The 16,407-nt window shown below is 59.0% G+C and carries 16 protein-coding genes; 13 read left to right on the top strand and 3 right to left on the bottom strand.

The features are described from left to right. Nucleotides 1-103 precede the first annotated feature (103 nt). The 6 genes from pgeF (at nucleotide 104) to JNB91_RS01820 (ending at nucleotide 4,923) form a co-directional block, all read left to right on the top strand. Nucleotides 104-901 (top strand): peptidoglycan editing factor PgeF, encoded by a 798-nt coding sequence (pgeF, locus tag JNB91_RS01845; RefSeq protein ID WP_220323801.1) that lies wholly within the window; start codon nucleotides 104-106, stop codon nucleotides 899-901. 1 nt (nucleotide 902) lies between these two features. Further along, nucleotides 903-2,054: a M24 family metallopeptidase gene (locus tag JNB91_RS01840; protein ID WP_220323800.1), complete on the top strand. Its 1,152-nt coding sequence runs from the start codon at nucleotides 903-905 to the stop codon at nucleotides 2,052-2,054. Between the two features lie 79 nt (nucleotides 2,055-2,133). Then, the gene (locus tag JNB91_RS01835; protein WP_223218006.1) at nucleotides 2,134-2,871 is read left to right on the top strand and encodes a hypothetical protein; all 738 of its coding nucleotides are present in this window, start codon (nucleotides 2,134-2,136) and stop codon (nucleotides 2,869-2,871) included. Between the two features lie 129 nt (nucleotides 2,872-3,000). Continuing rightward, nucleotides 3,001-3,933 (top strand): ribose-phosphate pyrophosphokinase, encoded by a 933-nt coding sequence (locus tag JNB91_RS01830; protein WP_112505055.1) that lies wholly within the window; start codon nucleotides 3,001-3,003, stop codon nucleotides 3,931-3,933. A gap of 111 nt (nucleotides 3,934-4,044) precedes the next feature. After that, nucleotides 4,045-4,566: a Kazal-type serine protease inhibitor family protein gene (locus JNB91_RS01825; protein WP_220323799.1), complete on the top strand. Its 522-nt coding sequence runs from the start codon at nucleotides 4,045-4,047 to the stop codon at nucleotides 4,564-4,566. Between the two features lie 99 nt (nucleotides 4,567-4,665). After that, nucleotides 4,666-4,923: a hypothetical protein gene (locus JNB91_RS01820; RefSeq protein ID WP_220323798.1), complete on the top strand. Its 258-nt coding sequence runs from the start codon at nucleotides 4,666-4,668 to the stop codon at nucleotides 4,921-4,923. 75 nt (nucleotides 4,924-4,998) lie between these two features. Here the strand turns inward: JNB91_RS01820 and JNB91_RS01815 are convergent, their stop codons facing one another. Next, nucleotides 4,999-7,776 (bottom strand): bifunctional diguanylate cyclase/phosphodiesterase, encoded by a 2,778-nt coding sequence (locus JNB91_RS01815; protein ID WP_220323797.1) that lies wholly within the window; start codon nucleotides 7,774-7,776, stop codon nucleotides 4,999-5,001. Between the two features lie 350 nt (nucleotides 7,777-8,126). Here JNB91_RS01815 and JNB91_RS01810 point away from each other — a divergent pair, with 350 nt between their 5' ends. The 4 genes from JNB91_RS01810 (at nucleotide 8,127) to pth (ending at nucleotide 12,889) form a co-directional block, all read left to right on the top strand. Further along, entirely contained in the window at nucleotides 8,127-8,735 is a 609-nt protein-coding gene (locus tag JNB91_RS01810; RefSeq protein ID WP_220323796.1) for a 50S ribosomal protein L25/general stress protein Ctc, read from the top strand. A 191-nt stretch (nucleotides 8,736-8,926) separates the two neighbouring features. Further along, nucleotides 8,927-11,302, top strand: a complete 2,376-nt coding sequence (locus tag JNB91_RS01805; RefSeq protein WP_220323795.1) for a putative bifunctional diguanylate cyclase/phosphodiesterase — start codon at nucleotides 8,927-8,929, stop codon at nucleotides 11,300-11,302. Between the two features lie 56 nt (nucleotides 11,303-11,358). Then, a complete protein-coding gene (locus JNB91_RS01800; RefSeq protein WP_223218005.1) occupies nucleotides 11,359-12,096 on the top strand; it encodes a substrate-binding periplasmic protein in 738 nt (245 codons plus the stop codon). Between the two features lie 67 nt (nucleotides 12,097-12,163). Continuing rightward, nucleotides 12,164-12,889, top strand: coding sequence for an aminoacyl-tRNA hydrolase (gene pth, locus JNB91_RS01795; protein ID WP_220323794.1), 726 nt, complete (start codon nucleotides 12,164-12,166; stop codon nucleotides 12,887-12,889). 8 nt (nucleotides 12,890-12,897) lie between these two features. On the opposite strand, the gene clpS is transcribed toward pth, so the two are convergent. Continuing rightward, on the bottom strand, nucleotides 12,898-13,221 hold the full coding sequence (gene clpS / locus JNB91_RS01790; protein WP_430736230.1) for an ATP-dependent Clp protease adapter ClpS: 324 nt from the start codon (nucleotides 13,219-13,221) through the stop codon (nucleotides 12,898-12,900). Nucleotides 13,222-13,387: 166 nt separating this feature from the next. Here clpS and ychF point away from each other — a divergent pair, with 166 nt between their 5' ends. The 3 genes from ychF to JNB91_RS01775 all read left to right on the top strand — a co-directional run bounded on the left by ychF (nucleotide 13,388) and on the right by JNB91_RS01775 (nucleotide 15,598). After that, complete coding sequence (gene ychF / locus JNB91_RS01785; protein ID WP_220323793.1) at nucleotides 13,388-14,491, top strand: redox-regulated ATPase YchF; 1,104 nt, start codon at nucleotides 13,388-13,390, stop codon at nucleotides 14,489-14,491. Nucleotides 14,492-14,660: 169 nt separating this feature from the next. Beyond that, nucleotides 14,661-15,134: a MaoC family dehydratase gene (locus JNB91_RS01780; protein ID WP_220323792.1), complete on the top strand. Its 474-nt coding sequence runs from the start codon at nucleotides 14,661-14,663 to the stop codon at nucleotides 15,132-15,134. Next, on the top strand, nucleotides 15,131-15,598 hold the full coding sequence (locus tag JNB91_RS01775; protein ID WP_220323791.1) for a MaoC family dehydratase: 468 nt from the start codon (nucleotides 15,131-15,133) through the stop codon (nucleotides 15,596-15,598). Before JNB91_RS01780 ends, JNB91_RS01775 begins: the two co-directional genes overlap by 4 nt. Nucleotides 15,599-15,605: 7 nt before the next feature. Here the strand turns inward: JNB91_RS01775 and JNB91_RS01770 are convergent, their stop codons facing one another. Continuing rightward, on the bottom strand, nucleotides 15,606-16,217 hold the full coding sequence (locus tag JNB91_RS01770) for a LysE family translocator (protein WP_220323790.1): 612 nt from the start codon (nucleotides 16,215-16,217) through the stop codon (nucleotides 15,606-15,608). Nucleotides 16,218-16,407: the final 190 nt, after the last annotated feature.

The raw sequence follows: 16,407 nt of genomic DNA, 5'->3' as shown, positions 1-16,407 counted from the left end.
GGCCGAACCGCATTGACAGATTGGCGTATCTTGCGCCAATCTCGCTCGCGAAAGCAGCGGCATTCGCGCGCATTACCTTGTAAAATCAACAGGATGGACGCACATGCCGAATAACGACCTGCCTCTGCCGATCGAAAGCGAATTGCTGCGCGAACGAGCAGGTGCACGCATCCGGCACGGCTTTTTTACCCGCAAAGGCGGCGTTTCCGAAGGGATTTACGCAGGATTGAATGTCGGCATAGGCTCCGATGACGACCGCGACAGGGTGATCGAGAATCGCGCCCGCGTTGCCGCATGGTTCGATCTGCCGCTGGAGCGGCTGGCAACGGTGCATCAGGTCCATTCACCCGATGTCGTGATCGTCGACGAACAATCCGCAGCAAGCGAACGCCCGAAGGCCGACGCGATGGTGACGAACGTACCGGGCATCGTGCTCGGCGTCCTTTCCGCCGATTGCGGTCCGATCCTGTTTGCGGATGCCGAGGCCGGCGTCATCGGGGCGGCCCATGCTGGATGGAAAGGCGCGCTCCACGGCGTCCTTGAAAACACGATCGAGGCCATGGTCTCTCTGGGTGCGGATCGCGCCCGCATCACCGCCGTACTTGGCCCGTCCATCGGCCCGAAAAGTTATGAAGTGGGGCCGGAATTCGTCTCCAACTTCCAAGCGATGGATCCGGCCAATGGGATCTTCTTCACACCGTCGGTCAATCAGCATCATGCCATGTTCGACCTGCCGTCGCTGACCATCAAGCGCCTGACCGATGCCGGCGTGCGCGCCGAAAATCTGAACCTCGACACCTATCCCGATACCGAACGTTTCTTTTCCTATCGACGTACCACGCACGCAAAAGAGCCGGATTACGGCCGCCAGATTTCAGCAATTGCGATCCGGGAGGATTGAAATGGCCTTGCACTTCGAACGCGATGAATACTCCGCCCGCCTGAACCGCCTTCTGGCCGAAATGCAGGAGCAGAAACTCGATGCCATGCTGCTCTTCGCCCAGGAAAGCATGTATTGGCTGACCGGCTACGATACGTTCGGCTACTGCTTTTTTCAGACGCTGATCGTCAAGGCAGACGGCTCGATGACCTTGCTGACCCGCTCTGCGGACCTGCGGCAGGCACGCCAGACCTCGATCATAGAGAATATCGTCGTCTGGGTGGATCGGGTGAATGCCGATCCGACGCTCGACCTGAAAAACCTTCTGAGCGACATGGACTTGCTCGGCGCAAGGATTGGTATCGAATACGATACCCATGGCATGACGGGCCGCGCCGCACGCCTGCTCGACCACCAACTCACCACGTTCGGTCAGTTGATCGATGCTTCCTATCTTGTCGGCGGCCTTCGCCTGATCAAGAGACCGGCCGAAATCGCCTATGCAAGGCATGCCGCCGAACTGGCGGACGACGCGCTGGATGCTGCCCTTCCGCTGATCAAAGCGGGCGGTGATGAAGCAGACATTCTTGCAGCCATGCAGGGGGCCGTATTTTCCGGCGGCGGCGATTACCCGGCCAATGAATTCATCATCGGTTCCGGTGAGGACGCGCTTTTGTGCCGATACAAGGCCGGCCGCCGCAAGCTGGACGCCAATGACCAGCTGACGCTCGAATGGGCCGGCGCTTCCGCCCATTATCATGCCGCGATGATGCGCACCGTGGTGATCGGAGAACCGTCACTGCGCCATCGCGAGCTTTACAAGGCCTGCCTGGAAACCATTCAGGCAATCGAGGAGGTCCTCCGCCCCGGGCACACTTTCGGCGACGTGTTCGACACCCATGCCCGCATCCTCGATGAACGCGGCCTGTCGCGTCACCGATTGAATGCCTGCGGCTATTCGCTGGGCGCACGCTTCTCGCCGTCCTGGATGGAGCAGCAGATGTTCCATGTCGGCAATCCGCAGGAAATCCTGCCCAACATGACGCTCTTCGTCCACATGATCATCATGGATTCCGACAGCGGCACGGCGATGACCCTCGGCCATACGTATCTGACCACGGACGCTGCGCCCGAACCGCTCTCCCGCCGCGGTCTTGACCTCATCGTCTGCTGACCGCGTCAGATCCCGCAATTGACACGCGCGAAAGCCCGCCACTAAGTTGACCGGAGGCGGGTGTCAGAGAGGTAACTGGGTGAGGCGATCGGGATCTTGGAGTATCGCTGCGCTTTTTGCCATCACGAATGGACTTTCCGCCTGCAACACCACCGACGCCCTGACGCCTCAGGTCGATGTCGGCGGCGGCACTGAACGCTCGTCATCGCTCGTAACCCAGGACGATACCGACCGCATGGCCGGCACTTACTCTGAACCCATCCGGTCTGAGCCGCTCGGCCCGACGGCAAGTGCCAACCCGCCGCGCAACACGCTGGAGGCCCAGGCAGATGCGCTGGAAAGCGGCAGCACAGTCTCCCCGTCTTCCTCCGGGCCACCACCGGACTGGCAGGGGCAGGACGCGTCACAAGTCCCCTCCACTCAGGCATCGCCATCGCCCGTAGCCGGTGGAGACACCATCCGCTTTCTGCCGATCATCGGCGCACCGGTCGAGGCGGTCACGCCGCTCTCCCGTCAGCTGGCGGTCGCGGCACGGTCGAGCGGCCTGACGATCCGCCCCTCGGGAGACGCGAGCACCCCACATATTCTAAAAGGTTATTTTTCCGCCCTCAGCGACGACAGCAAGGTGACGATCGTCTATGTCTGGGATGTGCTCGACAATGCCGGCGAGCGCCTTCACCGCATGCAGGGACAGGAGACTTTGCCGGCCAAGGGTGACGATCCATGGGCGGCAATTCCACCTTCTGTCATGCAGGCGGTTGCGGACAAGACGATAAGCGGGTATCTCGCGTGGCGAGAGCAGGCTCCAAGGCTGTGAATGGTGGCTATTTCGGCCCTCCAGTCACAGTTCGTTCATAAAATTGCGTGTGCATTTGGAAAACGCTCTTGCATTCAAAGGCAGCGGCGGTAAAAGGCCCACATCCAGCTTCAATACAGGCGGACCGAAATGAAGGTTTTCGCAGGCAATTCGAACCGGCATCTCGCCGATGCGATCTGCAGCTATCTCAATGTCCCAGTCGGAAAAGCCAGCGTAAGGCGTTTTGCAGACCAGGAAATCTTCGTAGAAATACAGGAAAATGTGCGCGGTGAGGATGTCTTCGTCATCCAGTCCACGTCGTTCCCGACCAACGATCATTTGATGGAATTGCTCATCATGATCGATGCGTTCCGGCGAGCGTCCGCACGGCGCATCACCGCGGTGCTTCCCTATTTCGGTTATGCCAGACAGGACCGCAAGGCCGGCCCCCGTACGCCGATCTCGGCCAAGCTCGTGGCCAACCTGATCACCGAGGCAGGTGCCGACCGCGTTCTGACGCTCGACCTGCATGCCGGCCAGATTCAGGGTTTCTTCGATATCCCGACCGACAACCTCTACGCCGTGCCGATCCTGGCCCGCGACGTGAAGGAAAACTACGATCTGAACAACGTCATGGTCGTCTCCCCCGACGTCGGCGGCGTGGTGCGCGCCCGTTCGCTGGCCAAGCGTCTCGATTGCCAGCTCGCCATCGTCGACAAGCGTCGCGAACGCGCCGGTGAATCGGAAGTCATGAACGTCATCGGCGACGTGACCGGCAAGGACTGTCTCTTGATCGACGACATCGTCGATTCGGGCGGCACGCTCTGCAATGCGGCCGAGGCCCTGCTGAAGAACGGCGCGACCAGCGTCACGGCCTATATCACTCATGGCGTTCTCTCCGGCGGCGCGGTCACCCGTATCTCGTCTTCGAAGCTGAAGGAACTGGTCATCACCGACAGTATCCAGCCGACGACGGCGGTACAGTCCGCACCGAACATCCGCGTCATCTCGACCGCGAACCTGCTCGGCGAAGCGATCAACCGCACGGCGATGGAATCCTCCGTCTCCAGCCTGTTCGACTGATCCGTATCCATTAGACAGACAATTTCGAATATTTCAGCCGGGCCGAAAGTCGATATCGATTTTCGGCCCGATGCTTTAGATTGACCTCAATTCAACGGGGAGGAATCACCAATGTCTTTTATGTCCAGGCACGCCGCCAAGCTGCCGCTTCTCATTTTACTGCCGCTTCTCTCTGCCTGCGTGGAAGGCGGGCCACCATCCGGTCCGGGAGGTTATTATCCGCCTCCCCGTCCCGATCGTGGACCACAAATGTGCACCATGGACTACCGCCCGGTCTGCGGCGAACGTGGCGGACGCCTGGAGACTTTCGGCAACTCCTGCCAGGCCAGCGCCCGCGGCTTCCGCGTTGTCAGTTCTGGCGAATGCAGAGGCCCAGGCAGGCCGGATCGTCCGGACTGGGACCGTCCCGGGCGGCCTGACAGACCGGATTGGGACCGTCCCGGCAGACCGGATCGCCCGGATTGGGACAGACCGGGCAATCCCGGCCGCCCGCAACCCGGCGGCATCTGCACCCGCGAATACAGACCGGTCTGCGGTCAGAACGGACGCAGGCAACAGACATTCCCGAATGCCTGCGAGGCCAACAATGCCGGCGCCAGCATCATCTCCTCTGGCGAATGCCGCCGGGGCTGAGCGTGAAAGACCAGATAAGAAACGCCGGGACACCAATCCCGGCGTTTTGCATTCGCACAAACCGTTGACTATGTAGGGCCATATACGAAGGAGATTCGAATGGCCTCACGCGACCGCTATTCCCGAAAACTTGAATGTTCACAGTGCGGCAATACCGGTTTCGCCGAAGTCTCCGAAACGGACGACAAACGTGCGGGCAACAGGGACTTCCGCATCGACGAACTGCCGAAGAGCTTTCGCACCGAATTCGCCTCGACCGACCCGAAGAAATACATGGTCCGCTGCGGCGATTGCGGCTTCAAGTTCCGCTTTGAGCAGAAGACCGTCTATGCACCGGGCGGCGAATCCCGGCGATAGAAGGATCGCGGTAAAGGAAGGGATCAGCTTGCCTCCCAAAGCGAGGCGAGGCTTTCATGGGCGCTTCAGGGCGCCTTAAGCCGCGTCAACCAGCAACTGCTTGTCGATCGCCATCGGCCGCCCCAAAAGATAGCCCTGCGCCTCGTGGCAACCTTCTTCTCTCAAGATATCCAGTTGCCTTGAGGTCTCCACCCCTTCGGCAAGCACGGGGATGCGCAGGCCCTGACCGAGTGCGAGGATAGCGCGAACCATCGCTTTCGCTTCTTCGCTACGCTCGACATCGGCAAGGAAGCTGCGGTCGAGCTTGATCTTGTCGAACGGGAAGGACTGCAGCGTTTCAAGCGACGAATAGCCGGTGCCGAAATCGTCGATGGCAATCGACACACCGAGTGCCTTGATCGCCCGAAGCGCATGAAGCGCACGTTGCTTGTCACTGAAGATCGAGCTTTCGGTGATTTCCAGTTCCAGGCGGCTCGCCGCCAGGCCTGTTTCTATAAGCACCGCGTGAACAAGCGCCGGCATGTCCGTATGCGCGATCTGGACCGGCGAAAGGTTGACGGCCACCTTATGTCCGACAGGCCAGCGCGCCGCCTCCTTGCAGGCTTCGCGCAACACCCATTCGCCGATCGGCAGAATGGCGCCGCACTCTTCAGCGACAGGGATGAATTCAGCCGGTGAAACAAGCCCGCGCTCCGGGTGGTTCCAGCGCAGCAGCACCTCGTAACCGGTAATCTCTCCCGTCGAGACCGATTTCTGCACCTGGTAATTCAGATAGAGCTGTTTGGCATCGATGGCCGCCCACAATTCCTTCGCCATCTTTGTGCGATCACGCGCAGCCTCGTCCATCTCGACGTCATAGAAGCAGACCTCACCGGTCAGCGACGCCTTTGCCCGGTACATGGCAAGGTCGGCATTGGCGATCAGCACTTCCGGCGACCTGCCGTCGTTCGGGTAGAGCGCCACGCCCATGCTGGCGCCCGTGCTCAACCTGTGCCCTCCGATATCCATAGGGCGATTGAACTCGCCCATCATCTGATCGAGGAAAGCATTGACCTCGGCAATATCGTTATACCGGATCGCCGCCACAAATTCGTCGCCGCCAAAGCGGGCGAAAACCTGGTTCGGGCCGATGACCTGAAGCATGCGGCGGGCAATTTCCTTCAGCACGGAATCACCGACGGCATGTCCAAGCTGGTCGTTGATCTGCTTGAACCTGTTGAGATCGATACCGACAACCGCCATATGGTCGCCACTGCGCTGCGCATGCAGCACCTCGCTCTCCATGTGGCTGAGGAAGGCGACCCGGTTGGGCAATCGCGTCAGGCTGTCATGCCTTGCCATGAAGGCGATCTGCTCCTCCGATCGAACCTGCTCGGTAATGTCTTCGAAAGTTGCGACCCATCCACCATCAGCAAGCGGACTGATCGCAGCACGGATTGTCCGCCCGTCCTGAGTCTTGTGCAGCATGATGCGCTGCCCGGATCTCATCGTATTGATATAGAGGTTATATTGCTGTTCGGCTCGTGCGCGAACGCTCGGATCATCCCCGGCGGCAATCTCGAAACCTCTGTGGCACAGCTCCCTGCAGGAAATGCCCGGCGTGACGAAACCTTCCGGGAAACCGAACATGTCGCGATAACGCCGGTTGGACAGGATCAGGCGTTCATTCCTGTCGAACAGGCAAATCCCCTGGCTCATGTTCTCGAGCGCAAGGTCGAGATTCTGGGTCACGGCAGCGATCCGGTCGCTATCCGCCTTCTGCCGTGTAATATCACGGGTGATCTTGGCATATCCGACAAGCTGGCCGTCATCATCGAGCACGGGTTGGATCACCACATGCGCCCAGAACCAGGTCCCATCCTTGCGGTAGCGCTTGCCCTCGGCCTCGAACCGGCCGGTCTCCCGCGCCGTCGTCAACGCCTGCTCCGGCATGCCACTCGCCTGGTCCTCGCGCGAATAGAAACGAGCGAAATTCTGGCCGACGATTTCCGTCTCCGTGTAGCCCTTGGCGCGCTGAGCGCCGGCATTCCAGTTGGTCACCACACCGTCAGGATCGAGCATATAGATCGCGTAATCCGTGACGCCGCGGACGAGAAACTGGAAATTGCGCTCGCTGGCGCGCGAAGACCGCGCCGCCCGTCCCGATGCCAGTGCCGCCGCACTGCCCGAACCGATCAGCGACAGCGAAACGATGATGATCGTCGACAACATCAGCGGCTTCGACAAGGAGCCGACCTCAATCGTCGAGGCAAGATCGGGAACAAGGCTCGCAGCGCCCATCGCGATGAAGTGCATGGACACGATTGCAAGCGACAGGACGCCGGCGGCCATGACCACCGCCTTGATGCCCCGCCCCCTGGCAAGCACGAAAGCAATGGGAGCCATCACCATCGCCGCTGCTATCGCCGTGATCACCAGAGGCCGCGCCCAGACGATGGTCCCGGCGAATTCGATCGCCGACATGCCGGTGAAATGCATGCATGAGACCCCTGCCCCGAATACGACACCCGCAGCAGTCGCACCCCAGCGCGTCGGGATAACGAGAACGATGGATGCTGCGGCAAATGTCGCGATGAAGGCAAGCCCGAGCGACATGAGCGTCAGGGTCAGGTCGAAGCGAAAGACATGCCCAGGATCATAGGCCAGCATTGCGACAAAATGCGTCGACCATATACCGAATCCGCCGGCACCGGCTGCAACAGCCGCCCATGTGAGCCGTGCCACTCGATGCGTCTCGCGCGCTCGCCCGATGAAGGACACCGTGGCGAGATTGGACAGGAAGCAAAGCACACCCGCCACGAGAACAAGAACCAGATCATGTTCAAGGACGAGGCAGTTGGCGACAGCATACATGGTGGAATTCCCTAAGACTGAACCAGCTTCTGACAATTCGCCACTTAACAAATCCAGTAAATCTTATTGAGCTGCGTCTTTTTTAGACTGCGGACGACAAACGTCCTTAACAACCCGGCAAGGACCGCCTACCCTGGGTGATCAGGGAGTTTCGCTACCGCGTAAGGTAGAACAAAACACCTTGTCATCTTCAGGAAAGCCTTGCCTTGCAGGGGCTACCGTATTATAGGGGCGCGTCCGCGTAGACACCCTTGGAGGCAACGCGGATGGAATGCGTTTTTAGCGCCTTCCAGTTTCGACTGCTCAACCCTGATCGGCGAAACTCTCCAATAACCTCGAAAGGAAATGCCATGAGCGAAAGCTACGAGCTCAAGGCCGAGGCGCGCGAACGGGTCGGTAAGGGGTCCTCCCGTGAACTTCGCCGCAACGGTTTTATCCCTGCAGTCATCTACGGTGACAAGCAGGCTCCGATTTCTATCGTCCTCAACACCAATGAAGTCACCAAGCGCATTCACGCCGGCGGTTTCATGACGACGGTTGCCACCATCGATCTCGATGGCAAGAAGATCACCGTTCTGCCGAAGGACTACCAGCTGGATCCGGTGCGTGACTTCACCATGCACGTCGACTTCCTGCGCGTCTCCGGCAACACCGAAGTCACCGTCGACGTTCCGGTTCACTTCGTCAACGAAGACAAGTCCGCGATCAAGCAGGGCGGCGTCCTGAACATCGTCCGTCACACGGTCGAGTTCCTCTGCCCGGCCAACGCCATCCCGGAATTCATCACCGTTGACCTCAACGGCGCCAAGATCGGCGACAGCATCCACATCTCTGCTGTCAAGCTGCCGAAGGGCGTTCGCCCGGTCATCACCGATCGCGACTTCACGATCGCAACTCTCGTTGCTCCGGCAGCCGGCGTTGCTGAGGAAGAAATCGCAGACGCCCCGACCGAAGAATAAGATTCGTTCTTCATCGAAAACTATCGAAGCCCGCCCTCACGGCGGGCTTTTTGTCGTTTGCCAAGTCAATTACTCTTGCGCCTATAATATTTCGACGCATGCGTCAGGGAAGTTTAAACATTTGAGTGGAAGAATAGCCGGGAATACGGGGTGAGATTTTATAAAGAGCAATATTGAGCCGGGGAAAACAAATGACTCATTCGGTTGAGAGTCGTTTCATTGCCATAATATCTGGCGCGCTTCTTGTTGTCGTTGCCCCACTTTTTACGCTCTTCCTCGCTCTCTCGTCCCAGCAGGCCTCCCAGAGCATCGGCGAACATGTCGATGTCGTGATGAACAGCAACACTCAGGCGCTCGGAAAGCCGCTCTGGGACCTGGATCTCGACAGCATCCGCCAGGTCGCTCAGATGATCCTGCTGGATCAGATGGTCCACGCCGTCCAGATCAGTGACACGACAGGCAAGCTCAACGTCTTCGAAACAAAACCTGGCGCACCGGACCTGAATACGCTTGAGCCACGCACCCAGACTGTGACTTACCGATCTCTGCAAGGACCGCGTGAAGTCGGGGCACTAACGATCTACGTCCCGGCTGCCGGCTGGTTTTCCGGTCTTCATCAAATCGAGTTCGCCTTCATCTCCATCTTCATCATTGCGATTCTGACGGTTTTCGGAGCAGCCGTATTCGGCAATCGGATCATGGTGGTTCGCCCCCTCACACGACTGACCGCTGCGATCGAAGCAACCCGCAGGCTTGGCTCGCGCCACCACGTCGACTGGCGTTCCACCGATGAGATGGGCAGACTGGCCAAGAGTTTCAACGAAATGCAGCTTCTGCTGGAACGTGAAGAGCGGGAGTTGAAACGGGCGCATCAGCAGACAATAGAAATCTACAACCTTACCCCGGCGATGCTGTTTTCCCTGACGGCAAGCGACACTGTCGCCGCCGTGAGTGACTATTGGCTGCTGGCGACGGGTTACCAGCGTGACGAGGTCATCGGCCACCATTTTTCGGACTTTCTGTTCGCCGCCGACAGAGCGGCATTTGAAAACCGGAGACGGCACGCCCAAGCCCAATGCGTCACCATTGAAATCACGGTTCGCTTCCTGTGCAAGAACGGTCGCATTCTCGATGTGCTGATCGCCGAAGCGGATCTTGGCGCAACCACGACCCATCTCGCCGGCTCGCTCAGCGTCATGACCGACGTGACGGAATTGAAGCAGTCGGAGTTCCGCAACCATCAGCAGGCGATATCGGATCACCTGACGGGTCTGTTGAACAGACAAGGGTTCGAGGCGGCTCTAGATCGACATATCGTTGAGGCGGATAAGACGGCCACGCAGCTGGCCTGCCTTTTCGTTGACCTCGATCGCTTCAAGGCGATCAACGACAATCACGGCCATGCGACGGGCGACCTGGTTCTGCAGGAGTTCGTCACAAGGCTGCAGCCTATGCTGAACGAAACGGACACCGTCTCCAGGCTTGGCGGAGACGAATTCGCAATCGTGGTTGCAGGCCAGGATGCCGAAAGCCGTAGCGCCGAACTCTGCCAGCAGATCATCGACATGTTCGAGGCTCCTTTCCGCATTGAAGGAACGAGCATAAGGCTGAGCGCCAGCGTCGGCGTCGCCTTCTACCCGCAGCACGCAGCAACCGCCGCCGAATTGCTGCAAAAGTCGGATCTTGCCATGTATGCCCGCAAACGCGACGGCAAGAATGGCGCAAAGGTCTATGATCCTGCCATCCTGACCAGAACGAGGGAAAAGGCGGAGATTGAAAGCGACATCGAAGTCGGCATAGCGGCCAACTGGTTCGAGGCACATTTCCAGCCGATCGTGGGCATGGCAACCGGCTTGCCCGTTGGCTTCGAGGCGCTCATGCGCCTGCGCCACCCACGCAAGGGCCTTCTCCCTCCAGGCCCGCTTGTCAGCGTGGCGGAGGAAAACGGATCGATCGCAGCGATCGGCAATCTCATCCTCGAGGATGCTCTTGCCAATCTCAATCGCGTGTCCCGCCTTCCCTGCCTGGGCAACACCTATGTCGCCGTAAACTTCTCGCCTCTGCAGTTCGAGCGTGGCCTTTCGTCTCGCCTAACCGGCCTCCTCGCTGATAGCGGCATCACGCCTGCGCGCCTGGTGGTGGAAATCACCGAAGCCGTGCTCATGCATGACGACCCGGAGATCCGTAGAACCCTTTCCGAACTCCACGATCTCGGTTGCCGCATCGCGCTAGACGATTTCGGCACAGGTTATTCATCCCTGAGTTATCTGAACCGGTTCCCGGTCGATATCGTCAAGATCGACCAATCCTTCGTACAGTCGCTGCTCGGCGGCGAAACTGACGTGGAAAGGAAAAGCCGGATGCTGATCGAAGGCATCACCACCATCTCTCACAAGATGAAGTGCAAGGTCGTGGCCGAAGGTGTGGAGACGGCACAGCAACGGCATCAACTGATACAGATCGGCGTAGATTACGCTCAGGGATATCATTTCTCCCGGCCACGCGAGATCAATGATCTGCTGGCGGATTTCTCCGGACACCCCAGCAAGGCGTCTCTCGCCGGTTGACCGGCGGGACGACATGGTTGGACACGAAGCTTCCTGCAACATTTCGGAGGCCCGCGATGAAGGCGATGATTGCACTGTTCAGCGTGTTGGGAGCCGCCACATCGGCCTTGGCGCAGAGTATGGTCACCCTGTCGACAGAATCCTATCCTCCATTCGCCTATCGCAATGCGGATGGGACCTATCATGGTTCCAGCATCGAGCAGGTCGAGATGCTGATGCAAAAGGCCGATATCCCTTTCACGATGGAAATCATGCCATGGGCGCGAGCTATCACCCTGGCCGAAATACAACCTATGCATTGCGTTTTCTCCGCGGCTCGCATTCCGGAAAGAGAGAACCGCTTCAAATGGGTGACCCCTATCAGCATCAACCGCTATGTCCTGGTTAGACTGGCCGGCTCACCGGTAAAACCTCGCACGATCGAAGAAGCCAGGCGCTATACGATCGGCACACATCGAGCCGACTTCACCGAGACGCTTCTGCGTGAGCAAGCTTTCCCGGCCATCGACCTGAGCGCGGATTTCGGGATCACCCTGAACAAGCTCCTTGAACGTAGGATCGACATGGCGCCGATGTCGGAGAACATCTATGAAAAGCTGAAATCGGAGGGCAAACCGGTAGAAATCGCGCTGCCGTTCTCAGAAAACCACCTCGGTCTGGCGTGTAACAAGCAGATGCCCGATACCCTCATCACCCGCATGCAGGAGGCTTTAGATGCACTTATCCGCGAAAAGAGCCAGGATGAGATCCTCACGCGTTACGGACTGAAGCCTCTCCGTTTATGGGCAAAATAGACATATAGACGTTGACAGTGCCGTCATTTCGCGGTGGTGAACAGGCGCAGAAAGACGGAGAGTTTCAATGTTGATCATTGCTGGCCTCGGCAATCCCGGAGCGCAATACGCAGGCAATCGCCACAATGTCGGTTTCATGGCCGTCGACGCCATTCAGCGCCGGGCGAGCTTTTCGCCATGGTCGAAGAAATTCAAGGCGTTGATCTCGGAAGGCGAGATCGACGGCGAGAAGGTTCTGCTGATCAAGCCACAGACCTACATGAACCTGTCGGGCGAAGCCGTTGGCGAGGCGATGCGCTTTTACAAGCTGACGCCCGCAAATATCGTCGCCATCTATGACGAACTCGATCTTGCGCCCGGCCGGACACGCCTAAAGACCGGCGGCGGCCATGGTGGCCATAATGGCATCAAGTCGCTCGACGCCCATTGCGGCAAGGACTATCGCCGCCTGCGCATCGGCATCGGCCATCCGGGGAACAAGGAACTCGTTCACGGGCATGTGCTGGGCGATTTCGCCAAATCGGACAAGGTCTGGCTGGAGCCGCTGATGGACGCGATCGCCGACAATGCCGGAATGCTGGTCAAGGGCGAGGACTCGCAGTTGATGAACAAGCTGACGCTTGCGGTCGGCGGCAAGCCGGAGCCGGAGAAAGCGACAGCCAAACAGCCTCAGCCCCCGAAGCCTGCCGGCCAGTCGCATATCCGCCAGGCTCGCAACGCCGGAAAACCCAACCTGCCGACGTCGGGCCCGATGGCCGATATGCTGAAGAAGATGTTCGGACCGAAGGAGTAAGGGAGGCCTTATTCCTCCGGCTCCGTGGTGAACATCAGCGGATAGCCCGCCTCCTTGGCAAGGTCCACGGCCTCCTTCGCTTTCGTTTCCGCAATATCCTTGGCGCAGACGACGACCACGCAGGAGCCGAGCCGATGCGCCGTCATCATCACGCGAAGACCAGTCTCCTCGCTCATCCGGAAGACAGCCTTCAGCACCATCGTCACGAACCCGCGCGGCGTATAATCGTCGTTGAGCAGGATCACCTTGTAGAGCTTTGGCCGCTCCAGCTTGGGTTTCAATTTTGTCTTTGGGGCAAGAACCGTGTCTTCGGCCATCAGCTTGACCTCCATGTGAGGAAAGTCTCAACGGGCATGAAGGGTATTTTGCGCCGCAGCAGGAAGATTTCAAGTCATCGCGACTTCAGGGAGGATCTCCGGATAGCTCCAAGCCTTGACCCGCAGGGCACTTTCCCCCATAGCCACTGCAAACTCAGTTAAACGATAGGTTTCATCCCCGATGGGCTTCAAATGCGGTATCGTCGGACTGCCCAATGTCGGCAAGTCCACCCTCTTCAACGCACTGACCAAGACGGCTGCAGCACAGGCTGCGAACTATCCGTTCTGCACGATCGAGCCGAACACCGGTGAAGTTGCAGTGCCGGATGCGCGCATGCAGAAGCTCGCAACGATCGCCGGCTCGAAGGAAATCATCCCGACCCGCATCTCCTTCGTCGACATCGCCGGCCTCGTGCGCGGCGCATCGAAGGGCGAAGGTCTGGGCAACAAGTTCCTCGCCAATATCCGCGAAGTCGATGCCGTCGTACACGTCCTGCGCTGCTTCGAAGACGACGACATCACCCATGTCGAAGGCCGCATCAATCCGGTTGGCGATGCAGAGACGATCGAAACCGAGCTGATGCTCGCCGACCTCGAAAGCCTTGAGCGCCGCGTCGAACAGACCCGCAAGCGCGCCACCGGCAAGGACAAGGATTCCGTCGCCCAGCTTCCGGTCATGGAAGCCGTGATCAAGCTTCTACAGGACGGCAAGCCCGCCCGCCTTCTTCTCCAGACGCTGTCGCCGGAAGAAATCGAGATCCTCAAGAGCCTCAACCTCCTGACCTCGCATCCGGTCCTCTACGTCTGCAACGTCGCCGAAGGCGATGCGGTGGACGGTAACGAGCACACCAAGGCTGTCGCCGAAATGGCAAAGGCGCAAGGTGCCGAATGCGTCATCATCTCTGCCGCGATCGAATCCGAAGTCGCCCAGCTTCCTGATGAAGAAGCCAAGGAGTTCCTCGGCGCGCTCGGCCTTGAAGAAGCCGGCCTCGACCGCCTGATCCGCGCAGGCTACCACCTGCTCGACCTGATCACCTATTTCACCGTCGGCCCGAAGGAATGCCGTGCCTGGACGATCCGTCGCGGCACCAAGGCACCGCAGGCCGCCGGCGTCATCCATACCGATTTCGAACGCGGCTTCATTCGCGCCTTCACCATCTCCTATGACGATTACATCGCCTACAAGGGTGAAGTTGGTGCCAAGGAAGCCGGCAAGGGCCGCGACGAAGGTAAGGAATACATCGTCAACGACGGCGACGTGATCCACTTCCGCTTCAACACGTAACATAGAAAACAAAGCGCTACGGCAGAGCCTCTCTGCCGTAGCCTGATCCTCAAGAGCAATCCCAGCAAAAGTGGGAACCGGTTTTACGTCCGGAATTGCGTAAAACAAAAAGATAGAGCGATTTCGCGTTTCGAAGAAAAGCGGAAACTCTCTATTACCGAGGCGCCATATGCTTTACCTTGAGGACTTCACACCCGGCCGCGTTTTGCCCCTTGCCTCATGCACCCTCGACGCAGCGGCAATTATCGAATTCGCCAGTGAATTCGATCCCCAGCCGATGCACCTTGACGAAGAAGCCGGCAAGGCCAGCATTCTCGGCGGGCTGGCAGCATCGGGCTGGCACACGGCAAGCCTCTTCATGCGCATGATGTATGACGGCTGGCTGGCGAATTCTTCGTCGGAAGGATCGCCCGGCATTGAATTCATGAAATGGAAGAAACCGGTTATCGCCGGCGACACGCTCTGCGGCCAGTCGACTGTTATCGAAGCACGTCCGCTTCGCTCGCGTCCCGGCATCGGCCTCGTCAAATTCCTTCACGAAGTCACCAATCAGAATGGCGATGTCGTCATGCGTGGCGAAAATCCTATCATGTTCCGCGCGCGATCTGTTGAAAACGCGACGATGGCGGGAGATCCGGCATGAAGCTCAGTGAACTTTTGCCGTCCGGCACTGCCGTCGTCACCGGCTCGCTGCTCTTCACCGCAGATGACATCATCACCTTCGCCAGGAAATTCGATCCGCAACCGTTCCATACCGATGCGGAAGCGGCGAAGGACTATGTATTCGGCGCTCTGTGCGCTTCCGGCTGGCATACCTGCGCGGGTTGGATGAAAACCTATGTGGCCTATATCGTCAAGGAAACCGGCCGGCTGGAGGCGGAAGGCCATGAGCCGCCGAAACTCGGCCCCTCGCCCGGCTTCAAGAAGCTGCAATGGCTGAAGCCCGTCTATGCCGGCGACACGATAACCTATTCGATGACACTTCTGGAAAGCCGGCCGCTGGTATCGCGGCCCGGAACATGGATCAATACCAGCGCGAATGCCGGCGTGAACCAGAAGGGCGAGACTGTGTTGCGTTTTGAAGGCAGCATTCTGGAATTTTCCTGACGCCGCGTTACCGCGCAGCAACCACGGCAGCCCCTGCGCCGATCATCACCGTCCCCGCAGCACGGTTGGCCCGCCGCACGACAACGGGATTGCGAAGCGCGTGCCGTGCGCGGCTGGCAAGCAATACATGCCCGCCCACAACGATGACCTCCACCGCGAGGATAACCAGAGCCAGCATAAAGCCGTCTCGGACGCTCAACTGCGTCCCGACCACATTCGGCAGCAGAGCGATATAGAACAACGGCATCTTTGGATTGCCGAGATTGAGAACGACACCCGTTACATAAGCGCCGAGCACACTTCCGCCCGGCTGCGGCACCAGCGCGGGAACGATCGGCTCTGCCGTCCACAGTTTGATTCCCGTCCAGATCAGGTAAAGCGCGCCACCGTAACGCAGCACGGTCATCACGAAGCCCATCTCGCTGGCAATGACCGACAGGCCGAAGACGGCAAGCGCCAGAAACAGAAGGATGCCGGTACAGGTACCTGCGCCATAGGCGATGCCGGATGAAGCGCCCTGGGCGATGGTGCGGGCAACGATCGTCAGATTATCAGGACCGGGACTGGCGGCAAAAAACAGGAAAGCAGCGGCAAAGGCAAAAAGCGCGGCGACGTCCATCGGATTCTCCATCGGAATGACGAAAGAGTATCAGCACGACAACACCTCTCAATCCCTGAAAACTGGGGGGTCAAAAGCGCCGATGCCGCGACAAGATTGGAGTTTGTCACGCGGGCAACTATCGTTATATCTGCAAATATATCACGAGATCTTTTCCTCGCGGAAAACGCCCCGGTTTCCGCCAAGCATC

The sequence above is a fragment of the Aliirhizobium wenxiniae genome, assembly GCF_019511445.1.
GTDB classification, from domain to species: Bacteria; Pseudomonadota; Alphaproteobacteria; order Rhizobiales; family Rhizobiaceae; genus Neorhizobium; species Neorhizobium wenxiniae_A.
This window is presented reverse-complemented; position numbering and strand designations above follow the sequence as displayed.

Coding starts and splice junctions, on each gene's coding strand:
- pgeF (WP_220323801.1), top strand. CDS start 104: ATGCCGAATAACGACCTGCCTCTGCCGATCGAAAGCGAATTGCTGCGC.
- JNB91_RS01840 (WP_220323800.1), top strand. CDS start 903: ATGGCCTTGCACTTCGAACGCGATGAATACTCCGCCCGCCTGAACCGC.
- JNB91_RS01830 (WP_112505055.1), top strand. CDS start 3,001: ATGAAGGTTTTCGCAGGCAATTCGAACCGGCATCTCGCCGATGCGATC.
- JNB91_RS01825 (WP_220323799.1), top strand. CDS start 4,045: ATGTCTTTTATGTCCAGGCACGCCGCCAAGCTGCCGCTTCTCATTTTA.
- JNB91_RS01820 (WP_220323798.1), top strand. CDS start 4,666: ATGGCCTCACGCGACCGCTATTCCCGAAAACTTGAATGTTCACAGTGC.
- JNB91_RS01815 (WP_220323797.1), bottom strand. CDS start 7,776: ATGTATGCTGTCGCCAACTGCCTCGTCCTTGAACATGATCTGGTTCTT.
- JNB91_RS01810 (WP_220323796.1), top strand. CDS start 8,127: ATGAGCGAAAGCTACGAGCTCAAGGCCGAGGCGCGCGAACGGGTCGGT.
- JNB91_RS01805 (WP_220323795.1), top strand. CDS start 8,927: ATGACTCATTCGGTTGAGAGTCGTTTCATTGCCATAATATCTGGCGCG.
- JNB91_RS01800 (WP_223218005.1), top strand. CDS start 11,359: ATGAAGGCGATGATTGCACTGTTCAGCGTGTTGGGAGCCGCCACATCG.
- pth (WP_220323794.1), top strand. CDS start 12,164: ATGTTGATCATTGCTGGCCTCGGCAATCCCGGAGCGCAATACGCAGGC.
- clpS (WP_430736230.1), bottom strand. CDS start 13,221: ATGGAGGTCAAGCTGATGGCCGAAGACACGGTTCTTGCCCCAAAGACA.
- ychF (WP_220323793.1), top strand. CDS start 13,388: ATGGGCTTCAAATGCGGTATCGTCGGACTGCCCAATGTCGGCAAGTCC.
- JNB91_RS01780 (WP_220323792.1), top strand. CDS start 14,661: ATGCTTTACCTTGAGGACTTCACACCCGGCCGCGTTTTGCCCCTTGCC.
- JNB91_RS01775 (WP_220323791.1), top strand. CDS start 15,131: ATGAAGCTCAGTGAACTTTTGCCGTCCGGCACTGCCGTCGTCACCGGC.
- JNB91_RS01770 (WP_220323790.1), bottom strand. CDS start 16,217: ATGGACGTCGCCGCGCTTTTTGCCTTTGCCGCTGCTTTCCTGTTTTTT.